This window comes from Paenibacillus cineris (genome assembly GCF_018333335.1).
Classification (GTDB): Bacteria; Bacillota; Bacilli; order Paenibacillales; family Paenibacillaceae; genus Paenibacillus_AQ; species Paenibacillus_AQ favisporus.
In genome coordinates this window covers 329113-341432 of record NZ_BORU01000003.1, presented here as the reverse complement: position 1 = coordinate 341432, position 12320 = coordinate 329113, and the positions used below count along the sequence as shown (strand labels likewise).

The following is a 12320-nucleotide window of genomic DNA, read 5'->3' as shown; positions in this document are numbered from 1 at the left end:
CGATAAGGAGTGAAACAGCATGGCATTCAAATTTCCCAAAGCAACGACACCGCAGGAAGTGGAATTAAGACTCAATCGTGGTGAGAAGTTGTATATGCTGGATGTTCGCGAGCCTGAGGAATGGGCTGCGGGTCATCTAGAAGGCGCCAAGCATATTCCGCTCGGGCAGCTTTCCGGACGTCTGCATGAGCTTGATAAGTCGAAGGAGATTATCGTGATTTGCCGCAGCGGCAATCGCAGCGGCCTTGCCTGTGAATTGCTGAGTGAAAAAGGATTCGACGTGGTGAATATGACGGGAGGCATGAACGACTGGAATGATGTTGTCCGCTGACCTCCGGCAAAACCATATAAATGGCCCGAATTCAGCATAAGTGTGGGTTCCGGCAGCTGTTAACGGTACAAGCTCATGCTTTTCTGAAACAAGCGAAAGCTAAAGGATGTGAAAACTTTGCAAACGGGAACAATCATTAATTTCGTTATCATTGCACTGTTTGGATGGTTTATATTTTCGAGGTTAAAACCAGTTAAGGGACTCCGGAGCCTGAACGCACAGGAGTTTAGTGACGAAATGAAAAAACCGGTTAAACCCCTGCTGATCGATGTCCGTGAACCGGGTGAATTTAAGGGAGGATTTATTGCCGGGGCGCAAAACATGCCTCTGTCCCAGCTGCCTGGATCGCTTACTAAAATCCCGAAGGATCAACCGGTGCTCCTTTACTGCCGCAGCGGTATGCGCAGTAAAAACGCGGCGAAGATGCTGCTCAAAAACGGGCACAAGGAACTGGCGCATCTACAGGGCGGTCTGGGTGCCTGGAACGGAAAACTGTCGCGTAAGTAATATCCATGTTTATGTTTGGTTAAGTTAACCTAATAGTGAGATAAAAACGGGAGGCTGACATGCGATGTTTCATTACACGGTTGAAACGAACAAAACGATTGAACAAGCGATTGAAGCTCTGACGGAAAACTTGAAGGCGGAAAAGTTCGGCGTCCTTTGGCGGTTGGACATGAAGGAGAAGCTTCACGAAAAGGGTGTTGAGTTCGATATGCCGTATGAGATCCTGGAGGTTTGTAATCCGGTTGAAGCTAAACGGGTATTGTCTGAAGATGCATTGGTCGGATATTTCCTGCCGTGCAAGCTGGCTGTGTACGTGGAGAACGGAACAACCAAGATCGGCATGCCGAAACCAACGGCATTGATCGGGTTGGCAGAGAATGACGCCTTGATGAGCATTGCATCGGATATCGAAAAGCGCCTGACGGCATGTGTAGATAAGAGTATATAAACGGATACGATAATCCTATTTTCCCATACGATAGTAAAATCAACTAAACCGCTTACATGATAACATGTCGGTAAGTTGGCCGTGAACGATAGACAAATGAAATGCTGTCAGCTGAGAAGGCTGATGGCATTTTTTTTATGAATCGTATATCGGTCAAACTATTCTCTGCAATCCGGATCTGCCTAACCGGGTTCAGGACCATCGGAGGGAACAGGTTATGTCAAAAACGATTGTAGCCGTGATCGGCTGCGGAACCATTGCCAACAATGCGCACATCCCGGCGTACATGGCGAGCAAGGATGCCGAGATCAAGTATTTCTGCGACATTCGCAAGGAGCGGGCTGAGAAAGCTGTCGAGCAGTACGGTTGCGGCACGGCGGTGGAGGATTATCAGGTCATTTTGGAGGACCCGGACGTGGTGGCAGTATCAATCTGCACGCCGAACAACGTTCATGCTCAAATCGCGATCGACTGCATGCGTGCGGGCAAGCATGTGCTGTGCGAAAAGCCGGCGGCGCGGACGTACCGGGAGGCGCTGGAGATGCAGAAGGTACAGCATGAAACCGGTATGACGCTGAACATTGGCGTCGTCAACCGCTTCAATAAAGGCGTCAACATCATCAAGCAGATGATCGAAAGCGGCGAGCTTGGCGAACTGTACCACGTCGTCGTAAGCTTCCGCGCGCATCGATCCATTCCCGGGCTCGGCGGTGATTTTACGACCAAGGCGGTCGCCGGTGGCGGGGCTCTGATCGACTGGGGTGTTCATTACCTGGATATCGTCATGTACTGCGCGGGCGATCCGCGGCTGAAGACGGTGACGGGGCAGGCGTACTCCAAGCTGGGCAAAGACATGCAAAATTATGCTTACCTGAACATGTGGGCGGGCCCCCCAAACTATGCAGGCAACTATGACGTCGACGACTTCGTGACGGCGATGATTCGGACCGAAGGCCCGTCGATTTCGGTCAATGGCGCTTGGGCGCAAAACATCGGCGTGGAAGAAACGTACATTGATTTTCTCGGCGACAAGGCGGGCATTCGCCTTCAGTACGGTCAGGAGTTCACCTTGTATTCGGCGAAGTATGGCGCATTGATCGAAAGCACGCCGAACTATCCAAAGACCAATGCGTTCCAGGAGGAGATCGACGGCTTTATCGCAGGCATCCATTCCGGTGAAAAGCTGTCGTCGCACATTGACACCGTGATTTTGACTGCGCAAATGATCGAGGCTATTTATCAATCCTCCGAAGAAAGCCGTGAGATTTCCTTAACGGAAGCTGGAGTGGCACCGGCATGAAGAAAATCGGCTTTATCGACTACTTCCTGGACGAATGGCATGCTAATCAATATCCCGGATGGATCAAGGACGCCTCGCGCGGGAAGATGGAGGTCGCCTTTGCGTATGCGGTTAAGGACGCGGAGCATGGGATGACCAATCGGGAATGGTGCGCAAAGCATGACGTGGCATGGTGCGACACGATCGAAGAGGTAATCGCCCAAAGCGACTATCTGATCGTGCTGTCGCCTGACAACCCGGAGCAGCATGAGGCGCTGGCGGAGCTGCCGCTCGTCTCGGGTAAACCGACGTACGTGGACAAGACGTTTGCCCCGGACCGGGCAGCCGCCTTGCGTCTGTTCGAGCGGGCCAGGCAGCATCGCACGCCGTTGTATTCATCTTCCGCGCTGCGTTATGCCGACGAATACGGGGAGATTGAGCGCGCGGGGATTCGGGTGATTGCGAGCCTTGGCCCGGGCTCGTTCGAGAACTACTCGATCCACCAGATCGAGCCGGTTGTCGCGCTTATGGGTACAGACGTGAAGCGCATCATGTTCATCGGCACGGAGGCTGCGCCGGGACTGCTAATCGAGTTCGCGGGCGGCCGGCAGGCCACGATCCAGCAGCCGGGTCCGGGCTGTCCGTTCATGATGGCCGTCAACTACGATTCCGGTACCTGCCGCGTCGTGCAGCCGGTTTCGGATTATTTTCAGCGCTTCATTCGGGATCTGGTGGCGTTTTTCGAGAACGGACAGGTGAGCGTGCCACCTGCCGAGACGGTCGCCATTATGTCGATCATCGAAAACGGCCGGATCGCCGCCAAGCAGCCGTATCGCTGGATCGATCTGCCGGAGAGCCGGTAAGAGGCAGGAACAGAACAAAGCAGCCATTTTCGCGGAGAACGGGAATGGCTGCTTTGCGTTGCGCCTGAACATTCATATAGGGCGCAGTATTCAATCTCCATAGAGACTCGCCCTAGCGCACGATGGCACTGGAAATGAGTCTCCGGAGATTTTTTTGCATTGGAACGGGTTGGCCAGCGAACGATCACGGGCTTTGGCAGTCTTGGTAAGCAAAAGCAGTGGAGGGGACGGAATCGATCTGTAGAAGCGTTAGCGTTCGCCTTTGTCTGCGAATTTCTACCTTTTGGTGATATAAAATCAAGAAATTTGGAGACAACAGCGATCGGAAGAACGATCCGTAACCGCAGCGGCCACTTTGCACAATGTTAAGAATTTTGTTCCCTTTTTCCGTCGCATAAACGCCAGAAGCTAATGCTATATCCCCTTCGATTTTTCAACCGGCATGGCGCCGGGCTTTTTCCGAACCAGCCGATCCATGACCCGCCTGCTCCACGGACTAAGCGTTGCCAACGTGGGAGCATCGACGAACCGGCAGAAAAGATGGGCTAATGCAAAGATAAAAGGAGTTGTTAGGATAACGGTGAGGACTGTGCTAAGGCCGTAAGAGAACAGGAGGTGGAACTGATAGAACAGATAGGAACCCAGCGAGCAAATGATGGTGAAGTGAACCAGGTATAAAGAGAAGGATATCGTGCCGAGGTAGAGGAAGGGCTGCCGGCCGAACAGCGACTTGAGGCGGGGCGAGATGAGCAGGGCCGTTAAGGTCAGGCAAGAGCCCAGCGTATGGTAGAACACGAAGAACGAAAAGGTGGACGAGCCTTTCCATACCAGGATGGAGTAAATAGTGTTCTGGGTTCCCACGTAAGGGAAAGAGCCGAGATACAGTCCGGCCCCCAGAAACAGGGGAGCGCTCCAGGGCGGAAGAACGGCGGTCAGCCGGTTGCGGCCGCTGTACGTCAAGTCGCTGAGTGCCATGCCGAGCACAAACCCGAGGTAATAGGAATCGGCGAGAAGCACCGCAAGAGCGGCGTAACCGATGATCCGCAGCCTGAAGCGGCCGAGGGTCAACAGAAACCCGAAGATGAGGAAGGAACCCAGCAGCTCGTAGGTCATGGTCCATAACACAGGATTGTAAGCGGATCCATAAGTGAAGAAGGTGTGGTACAGCGCCTCCCGGATCATGTCGAGTACACGGGGGCTGGCCGTGAAGGGATCGGGCATCGACGATTGGGTCGTTTGGCGGATGTCGTCATAAAATCCCCAGCCCAGCCGCATAACCGCGAAAGCGAGGCAAACGGACAGCGAAGCCGGAATGGCGAGCCGGAAAAACCTGCGCAGCGCGGACGCGTAAATATGCATCTTGTCCTTCGTGAGAAAATAGCGCCAGCTCAGCACGTATCCGCTCAGTACGAAAAAGACACAAACCGAGAAGTTGCCGTTGAACATCAGGTTCATCGGCGTTCGCGCGGCCAGGCCTTCAAAGGGAAAGTGGGCGATCTCCGGTTTTCCTTCGAAGACAGACGGCGCGAAGACCTGAAAAAAATGGGACACCACGACGACGCAGGCCGCCAGTCCTCTTAAACCATCCAAATAAGCGATTTTAGTCTTCATGTAAGTGCAAGCCTCCCTCGATTTTTGAATCCCATTCTAGGCGATTCGCGAGGGGAAAGATTGTACTTCCGTATCAAATGAGAGGAGTCGTGCCGAATGAAAAAGCTCGATATCGATCGATTGACCCGCGCCGGAGTCATCTATTTCAATTCGAAGCTCGAGATGCTGGAGAATTTGCACTGCAAGATGTACCGGATGAACACCCTCGTCAGCCTGTCCACCCATTTCCATGACTATTATCAGATCTGGTACGTATCCAAAGGCGAATTTGTGCACACGATCTCCAATCGGCAGTACCGGATCCGACAAGGCGATTTGTTCCTCGTTCCCCCCTTTACGCTGCATCGCGTGCAGGCTTTCGAGACAGAGGGGGAGATCCTCGGCTGCGAATTTATGCCGTCCTTCATTAACGAGCGCTTCGCGGATCCTTCGGGAGAGCGGAGATTTTTCGACGCCGAGTATTTGAAGCATTTCTCGCAGTCGGACTGCACGCCGCATTCGCAGATCGCCTTCGACGGCGTCACGGACGGCAGAATCCGCGGCCTGCTGCAGGATATGCTCGGGGAATACGAGGAGCGGACGCCCTTTTTTGAAATTGTGCTGAAGGCCAGTCTCCTGCAGCTGCTGTCGATCATCATCCGCCAGGTGAACGGGGAATTGGTGAAGGCCGGATTCCAAAAAATCGAAAGGTACCGCGACACGATGAACAAGGTCGTCGAATACATCGACAGGAATGCGCATGAAGATATCAAGCTGGAGCATATCTGCGCCATATCCAACATGTCGAAGCCGACGATTTGCCGGCTGTTCAAGGAGTGGACGGGCAAGACCTTCAACCGCTATCTCGTCGATTTACGGATATCCAACGCGCTCGTCCTGCTGCAGCGGCCGTCCATGTCCATCACGGACGTATGCTATGCCACGGGGTTCAACGAGCTCGCGTATTTTTGCCGGATTTTCAAAAAATACACGGGCATTTCCCCAAACCAGTTCCGAAAACAGGTGATGGGCAAGCCATTTTAAGTTTTAACGATAATCCAATTACTAGAGACAATAGTGAAATTAACTAAAACGCTTACATGATAACATGTGGGTAGTTGACGGCGGCAAGCGCGCATTGGCGGCGCTGCCGCCCCAAGATTAAGGAGGGAAGAGACATGATGCGAAAAGGGAGTACATGGGGGCTCATGATGGTTTTCCTGCTGGTCGCGGTCCTGTCGGGCTGCGGCGGCAAAGATGCGGCAAGCGGTGGCCAGGAAGGCGGCGAAGCGAAGGGCGGCGATGCCCCGAAAGAAAAAGTGCAGCTGAGCTTCTGGTACGGCTGGACTGGCATGGAGGCGGAAGCCCTCGAGAAATTGATCAAGAAATGGAATGACGCCAACCCGGACATTCAGGTAAAGGGGCTGTCCCAGAGCGATTACCAGAAGCAGCTGACGGCGATTACCGGAGGTAACCCGCCGGACGTCGCGTCCAACTTCGGTCAGGACGTCGTGCCGTGGGGCGAACGCGGGGCCATGATGCCGCTGGACGATTTCATCAAGAAGGACAACGTCGACCTCGGCGACTTCGTGCCTGCTGCACTGAGCTCTTCCCAATCGAATGGAAAAACGTACGCTTTACCGATCGCGATGCACGTCTCAATGCTTTTCTATAACAAGGAGCTGCTGGAAAAGGCGGGCTTTAGCGGGCCGCCGGAGACGATGGGCCAGCTCAAGGAGTACATTGCGAAGCTAAGCGTCAAGGAGGATGGAGGCAAGCTGCAGCAGCTGGGCCTGTGGCCCGGCGTCGATGCCTATACGTTCAGCTATGCCTATGGCGGATCCTATTACGATGCGGATAAGAAGCAGGTCACGCCGGACGATGCGGGGGTCAAGAAGGCCGTGGAATTCGGAAAAGGAATCTGGGACCAATTCGGATCGAAGGAGCTCGATCGCTTCGCGTCCGGCTTGGGGCAGTACATGTCGCCGCAGAATCCATTCTTTACAGGCAAATACGCGATGACGATCGACGGCGAATGGCTGCCGACGTTCATTAAGCAGTACGCCCCGAACCTGAAATACGGCATTGCGCCCATTCCTTACGATGAGAGCAACACGAGCCTGAAGGACCCGGGCAACGTCTCGACCAGCGTATTTTACATTCCGAAAGGCGTGAAGCATCCGGAAGAATCGTGGCAGTTCCTGAAATGGATGACCGAACCGGAGCAGATGGCGGAGTTCACCGCGGCCATCGGCAATCTGCCGACCCGAACCTCACTGCAGTCACATGAAATCTACAAGGAAGTACCGGGCTTCCAGGAGTTTTTACAGTATTCCTCCAGCCCAAACCTGCATTCCTTCCCGGCTACGTCCTTTTCGACGGAGTACATGACCGAATTCTCGAACCAGTATAACGCGATTCTGCGCGGGGAAGTCGGCTTGGACGAAGGGCTGAAACGGGTGAAGGACAAAATTCAGCCTTTAGTCAAATAATCCGGTTCTTTACATCCGGGCTCGGTCCGCTTCTGGGCCGGGCCCGCATTCCAACAATCACGAGGAGGACGTGCAGATGATTGAAACGATATCCTCAGCGGCGCCTAGGCGGAGAAAGGGCTGGACGAGGAAGGAGTGGCATTATTTTTGGCTGGGGCTGATCTTCGCTTCCCCATGGATCATCGGGTTTCTGATTTTTACCGTGTATCCTTTCTTCAGCTCCCTCTACTTCAGCCTGACGGAATACGATCTGTTCAATCCGCCAAAATGGGTGGGTATGGACAATTACGCCGCGATCATGAAAGACCGCAGCTTCTATAAATCGATCAGCAACACGCTTTTCATGGCGTTCATATCCGTTCCTGTAACGCTGTTCAGCTCGCTGCTCATTGCGCTGCTGCTGAACTTCAAGGTCAAGGGCATCCGTTACTACCGCACGATCTTTTATCTTCCGGCCGTTATTCCCGGCGTGGCGAGCGCCCTGCTCTGGACCTGGATGCTGAATCCGGACTTCGGCCTGGTCAACATTTTTTTGCGCTGGCTGCATCTTCCCGATCCGGCCTGGCTGCTTGATCCCCGGTTCACCAAGCCTTCCCTGATCCTGATGGGGCTCTGGGGTTCCGGCGCGGGGGCGCTCATTTTTCTTGCGGCGCTGCAAGGGGTTCCGCAAACATACTACGAAGCGGCCCAGGTCGACGGCGCCAACTGGTGGCACCGGTTCTGGAGAATCACGGTACCGGCGCTGTCGCCGATCATTTTGTTCCAGCTGATCATGGGACTCATCGGGGCTTTTCAAATTTTCACGGAATCCTACATTCTGGCAGGTGGCAAGTCAAGCGGCGGCGCTCTCGGCGGGCCGGGGCAGTCGTTATTGTTCTATGCCGTCAATTTGTATCAGGAAGCCTTTATCAATCTGAAAATGGGATACGCCTCGGCGCTGGCTTGGATCTTGTTCGTGATCGTCATGCTGATTACGCTGCTGGTCCTGAAAACGTCCAAACGCTGGGTCTACTACGGGGGTGAATAGCGGATGAGCGCTGGCAAGCTGTTTCGCACGAAAGTTTTTCCGCATACGATGCTGATTTTGTTTGCATTCTTTTTTCTCTTTCCGTTCGTTTGGCTCGTGTTCACATCGCTCAAGTCGTCGAACGAAATTTTTGAACTGCCGCCGCGCATCCTGCCGGAATCGTTTCAATGGTCGAATTACAAGGCCGCGTTCGAAACGGTGCCTTTCGGACACTATATGCTGAACACCCTGGTTATCTGCGTCGTTTGCATTATCGGGCAATTGTTTGCCTCCCCGCTGGTGGCCTATTCGATCTCCCGGATTCCGTGGGTGGGGAGCAAGATCATTTTCGCGATCGTCCTGGCAACGATGATCCTGCCCGCACAGGTGCAGCTGATTCCGCAGTACATCATTTTCGCCAAGCTGGGCTGGATCAACACTATCCTGCCGCTGACGATCGGGGCCTTTTTCGGCGCGCCGTTCTACATTTTCTTATTGAGGCAATTTCTCTTAGGCATCCCCAAGGAGCTGTCCGAAGCCGCAAAAATGGATGGGGCCTCAGAGTTCCGCATCTACTCGCAAATTATTATGCCGACCTTGAAGCCGGCACTGGCGACGGTGGCGTTGTTTACCTTTGTGGGTGCCTATACGGACTTTATGGGACCGCTCATTTACTTGAACGATGCCGCCAAGTGGACGCTGACGCTCGGTCTGCAGGGATTCCAGCAGGATCACGGGGCGCAATGGGAAAAACTGATGGCCGCGTCGACGATCATGGCGATTCCGATGATTTTGCTCTATTTTTTCGGGCAGAAGTACTATATGCAATCCGGATCTGCTTTTACGGGGTTCAAATGATTCGTGCACCTCTTGGCGATCCCAAAGGGAAGGCAAGTCTGTGCCGCATATATAAAGGCTGGTTGGAAACCCCAATCAGCCTTTTTTCGATTCTCCAACCTTGTAACTTTGCCCCGGCTCGTAGCGTCCATAAGACAGTAGGTAAATTTCGTTAAAAGCTGGGAGGATATCGATGATGCGAAAATGGACTATGGCCGCTGCCGGGCTGCTGCTTGCCGGGACGCTCGGGAGCGCCTGGACAGGTCCGTCCGTGTGGGCTCAAACCTCCGGACCGAACGCAAGTTATTCGAGCCCGGGCTCGGAATTTTATTTGACGAATCCGATACCGCTCGCCAAGCCGAAATGGACGGCGGCGCTTGATGCGCCGAAGGACTCGTCCGCCTCCAATCCTTCCGTCGTTATAGCGGGGCAGGGGAAGGTCTACTACATCGCGGGCGGCAAGCTGATCGCGAAGGAGGCCGCGACCGGGAAGACGCTGTGGTCGTTCGGGACGGGACTTGGCTATGCAACCCTCACGAGTACCGACGGAACGAAACTCTACGTCGGTGCCAAAGACGGCTCGGTTTACCGGGTCGATAAGGCGACCGGCAAGGGCGCGCGCATCTACCGTGCTCCATCGGGGCATGCGCCCGAGATATCCGTGGACGGTGGAACCTTGTACGTCTTTGCCGCCGGTTCACTCATCTCGGTCGATCCTGCTACAGGCAAGGAGAAATGGCGGAATCAGGACGGTAAGTCCCTGCCTCAGCGCGTCGGCGGGACGCTGCTCTCGGGCGCCGTGGAATCGGGAGCGATTACCGTCTACACAACTTACGCAATCGATCCAGCCACAGGCAAAACGCTGTGGCGGCTGCCGGGTGATCATACGGGGCTTCTCAAGTCGGAAGGGAATAAGCTGTACTTCCAGGACCAGTGGCCGGATGCTGATTATGTGGAGACTGCGGCGAACATCGACGAGGTGGATGTGAAGACCGGCAAGATTACGGCAAGCAAGAAGTTTGTTGCCTTAAAGACTGATGGCAGTCCGGTCTATCCCACATCCAAAGTGGTGATGGAAGGGAATGACATCTATGCGGCCATTGCCGGCGAGGGTGTCTTCCGCTTCAATTACGACGCCGACCCCGCTGTTGTGAAGCCGGAATTGATACCGGATCGGGGGGAGTTTATCGCGGGCCCCTATAACGGCAAGCTGTTTTTCCTGGACGAGGACAGCTGCGGGATTCATGCGCGCAAAATCGTGGATCGTTCGTATGTGAATTATAACGGCCCCGATAATCCGGCCAGCCGCGTCGATATGATTCAATCCGGTTTGTACGTTGGGCAGAGTGACGGTACCGTCTATGCGCTGAACGTCTCGACGGGGAAGGCTTTGTTCCGTGCGCAGACGAAGGCGCGCAGTTACGGAGCTTTTCAGGTTGAGGGCGGCATGCTGCTCGTCCAGGCGGAGAGCCAGCTGTATGCGTACCCGCTGCCTTCCGAATTGGCGAAGCCCGCTGCTGGGGGCAGCGCGGCGGGAGCCTTCGCGAAGTCGGATGCCAAGGTCACGCTGGATGGGAAGGCACTTCCGCTGCGGGTTGGAGCGGGTGTCATGTCGGCAGATAACCGGATGTTCATCCCGTTCCGGTCGCTGACGGAAGCGCTCGGAGCCAAGGTCGCTTACGACGCCAAGACGAAGCGGACGACCGTGACCTACGGAACGCGCGTTTTCTCGATCGCCGACGGCTCCCCTTTTGCTCTCATAGAAGGGAAGCAAGCCGCACTGTCTTACTCCCCGGCGACGCTGAACGGCTCGCTCTACGTGCCGATCAAGGACTTCGGCGATCTGCTGGGCGTGCAGGTGAAATGGAACGCCGGCAAGCGTACGGTGGAGGTAACCAAGGCGGCTGCCACGAAATAAGGTTGACGATTCCTTGAGGTTAGAGCAGGAGTAAGGAACACCGAACGAATGGAAAAATTCCTATTGTCCTTAAGCAGCCTAATGTATACTGAAAACGGCGGGATGACCGCCGTTTTTCCACATTCATTTTACAGAATTGAAGGTTAATCGTAGCTGATTTTTAAAGATAAACCAAGGACAATGGAGATGAGCATAAAATGAAAGTAATCGGTCTTATTGGCGGAATGAGCTGGGAATCTTCTGCTTTGTACTATCGAATGATCAATGAAGAAGTAAGAAGTAGGTTAGGCGGGCTGCACTCTGCGAAATGCCTGTTATATAGCGTTGATTTTGAAGAAATTGAACGTTACCAAGCGGAAGGAGCCTGGGAAAAGGCGGGAGAAGTGCTAGGCCAAACCGCAAGGACTTTGGAAAAAGGGGGCGCTGACTTTATCGTCATTTGCACCAATACGATGCATAAAGTTGTCGATGATATTCAGTCCCAGATCAACATCCCCATTTTGCATATAGCGGATGCTACAGCAGCCCAAATCAAAGAAAGCCAGATTCAGAAGGTTGGGCTGCTTGGCACGAAGTACACCATGGAACAGGACTTTTATAAATCACGCTTGGAACAGACCGGGATTCAAGTGATCGTTCCAGATCGGGATGACAGAGAGGCCGTAAACAAGATCATCTACGAAGAGTTATGCCTGGGCAAGATTCATCAGGAATCCAGAGATTATTATAAAAAGGTTATTCAGGGCTTAATCGAATCTGGAGCCGAAGGGATTATATTAGGCTGTACAGAAATTGGACTATTGGTGAAGCCGGAAGACGCAGAAGTTCCTCTGTTTGACACAACCTACATCCATGCTTGCGAGGCTGTAAATCTGTCTTTGAAAGCGTGAAATTGGAGCTGAATCCCGTACGGACCAATTAAAATAGGAGTTCATCCCAGCGCGCCCGCCAGGGTGCGTTTTTTAATGTGATATAGGGTTTGAAGAACGCCAGTACAGCCAAAAAATAGTTAAAGAAATTTCCCGGCCGATGTTGTCACATCCCATCCT

12 protein-coding genes are annotated in these 12320 nt (G+C 53.7%); 11 read left to right on the top strand and 1 reads right to left on the bottom strand.

The genetic code is table 11. From position 1 onward, the window contains the following. The first annotated feature begins 19 nt into the window (after positions 1 to 19). The 5 genes from KI379_RS25710 to KI379_RS25690 all read left to right on the top strand — a co-directional run bounded on the left by KI379_RS25710 (position 20) and on the right by KI379_RS25690 (position 3428). Positions 20 to 331, top strand: coding sequence for a rhodanese-like domain-containing protein (locus KI379_RS25710; protein WP_212985355.1), 312 nt, complete (start codon positions 20 to 22; stop codon positions 329 to 331). Between the two features lie 108 nt (positions 332 to 439). Continuing rightward, positions 440 to 838, top strand: a complete 399-nt coding sequence (locus KI379_RS25705; protein WP_280518784.1) for a rhodanese-like domain-containing protein — start codon at positions 440 to 442, stop codon at positions 836 to 838. A 64-nt stretch (positions 839 to 902) separates the two neighbouring features. Next, positions 903 to 1286 carry a DUF302 domain-containing protein gene (locus KI379_RS25700; RefSeq protein ID WP_212985353.1) on the top strand — a complete coding sequence of 128 codons (384 nt, stop codon included), beginning with the start codon at positions 903 to 905 and terminating at the stop codon, positions 1284 to 1286. 217 nt (positions 1287 to 1503) lie between these two features. After that, positions 1504 to 2586: a Gfo/Idh/MocA family protein gene (locus KI379_RS25695; RefSeq protein WP_212985352.1), complete on the top strand. Its 1083-nt coding sequence runs from the start codon at positions 1504 to 1506 to the stop codon at positions 2584 to 2586. Then, the gene (locus KI379_RS25690) at positions 2583 to 3428 is read left to right on the top strand and encodes a hypothetical protein (protein ID WP_212985351.1); all 846 of its coding nucleotides are present in this window, start codon (positions 2583 to 2585) and stop codon (positions 3426 to 3428) included. Before KI379_RS25695 ends, KI379_RS25690 begins: the two co-directional genes overlap by 4 nt. Before the next feature lie 414 nt (positions 3429 to 3842). Here the strand turns inward: KI379_RS25690 and KI379_RS25685 are convergent, their stop codons facing one another. Continuing rightward, positions 3843 to 5039, bottom strand: a complete 1197-nt coding sequence (locus KI379_RS25685) for an acyltransferase family protein (RefSeq protein WP_212985350.1) — start codon at positions 5037 to 5039, stop codon at positions 3843 to 3845. Positions 5040 to 5135: 96 nt separating this feature from the next. On the opposite strand from KI379_RS25685, the gene KI379_RS25680 reads away from it, so the two are divergent. The 6 genes from KI379_RS25680 to KI379_RS25655 all read left to right on the top strand — a co-directional run bounded on the left by KI379_RS25680 (position 5136) and on the right by KI379_RS25655 (position 12161). Then, positions 5136 to 6062 (top strand): helix-turn-helix transcriptional regulator, encoded by a 927-nt coding sequence (locus KI379_RS25680; RefSeq protein ID WP_145028559.1) that lies wholly within the window; start codon positions 5136 to 5138, stop codon positions 6060 to 6062. 134 nt (positions 6063 to 6196) lie between these two features. Then, entirely contained in the window at positions 6197 to 7510 is a 1314-nt protein-coding gene (locus KI379_RS25675) for an ABC transporter substrate-binding protein (protein ID WP_212985349.1), read from the top strand. A 76-nt stretch (positions 7511 to 7586) separates the two neighbouring features. Continuing rightward, the gene (locus KI379_RS25670; RefSeq protein ID WP_076173906.1) at positions 7587 to 8537 is read left to right on the top strand and encodes a carbohydrate ABC transporter permease; all 951 of its coding nucleotides are present in this window, start codon (positions 7587 to 7589) and stop codon (positions 8535 to 8537) included. A 3-nt stretch (positions 8538 to 8540) separates the two neighbouring features. Then, on the top strand, positions 8541 to 9374 hold the full coding sequence (locus tag KI379_RS25665) for a carbohydrate ABC transporter permease (protein WP_212985348.1): 834 nt from the start codon (positions 8541 to 8543) through the stop codon (positions 9372 to 9374). Between the two features lie 172 nt (positions 9375 to 9546). Beyond that, positions 9547 to 11271, top strand: a complete 1725-nt coding sequence (locus KI379_RS25660) for an outer membrane protein assembly factor BamB family protein (RefSeq protein ID WP_212985347.1) — start codon at positions 9547 to 9549, stop codon at positions 11269 to 11271. Between the two features lie 197 nt (positions 11272 to 11468). Beyond that, positions 11469 to 12161, top strand: a complete 693-nt coding sequence (locus KI379_RS25655; RefSeq protein ID WP_212985346.1) for an aspartate/glutamate racemase family protein — start codon at positions 11469 to 11471, stop codon at positions 12159 to 12161. Positions 12162 to 12320: the final 159 nt, after the last annotated feature.

Coding starts and splice junctions, on each gene's coding strand:
- KI379_RS25710 (WP_212985355.1), top strand. CDS start 20: ATGGCATTCAAATTTCCCAAAGCAACGACACCGCAGGAAGTGGAATTA.
- KI379_RS25700 (WP_212985353.1), top strand. CDS start 903: ATGTTTCATTACACGGTTGAAACGAACAAAACGATTGAACAAGCGATT.
- KI379_RS25695 (WP_212985352.1), top strand. CDS start 1,504: ATGTCAAAAACGATTGTAGCCGTGATCGGCTGCGGAACCATTGCCAAC.
- KI379_RS25690 (WP_212985351.1), top strand. CDS start 2,583: ATGAAGAAAATCGGCTTTATCGACTACTTCCTGGACGAATGGCATGCT.
- KI379_RS25685 (WP_212985350.1), bottom strand. CDS start 5,039: ATGAAGACTAAAATCGCTTATTTGGATGGTTTAAGAGGACTGGCGGCC.
- KI379_RS25680 (WP_145028559.1), top strand. CDS start 5,136: ATGAAAAAGCTCGATATCGATCGATTGACCCGCGCCGGAGTCATCTAT.
- KI379_RS25675 (WP_212985349.1), top strand. CDS start 6,197: ATGATGCGAAAAGGGAGTACATGGGGGCTCATGATGGTTTTCCTGCTG.
- KI379_RS25670 (WP_076173906.1), top strand. CDS start 7,587: ATGATTGAAACGATATCCTCAGCGGCGCCTAGGCGGAGAAAGGGCTGG.
- KI379_RS25665 (WP_212985348.1), top strand. CDS start 8,541: ATGAGCGCTGGCAAGCTGTTTCGCACGAAAGTTTTTCCGCATACGATG.
- KI379_RS25660 (WP_212985347.1), top strand. CDS start 9,547: ATGATGCGAAAATGGACTATGGCCGCTGCCGGGCTGCTGCTTGCCGGG.
- KI379_RS25655 (WP_212985346.1), top strand. CDS start 11,469: ATGAAAGTAATCGGTCTTATTGGCGGAATGAGCTGGGAATCTTCTGCT.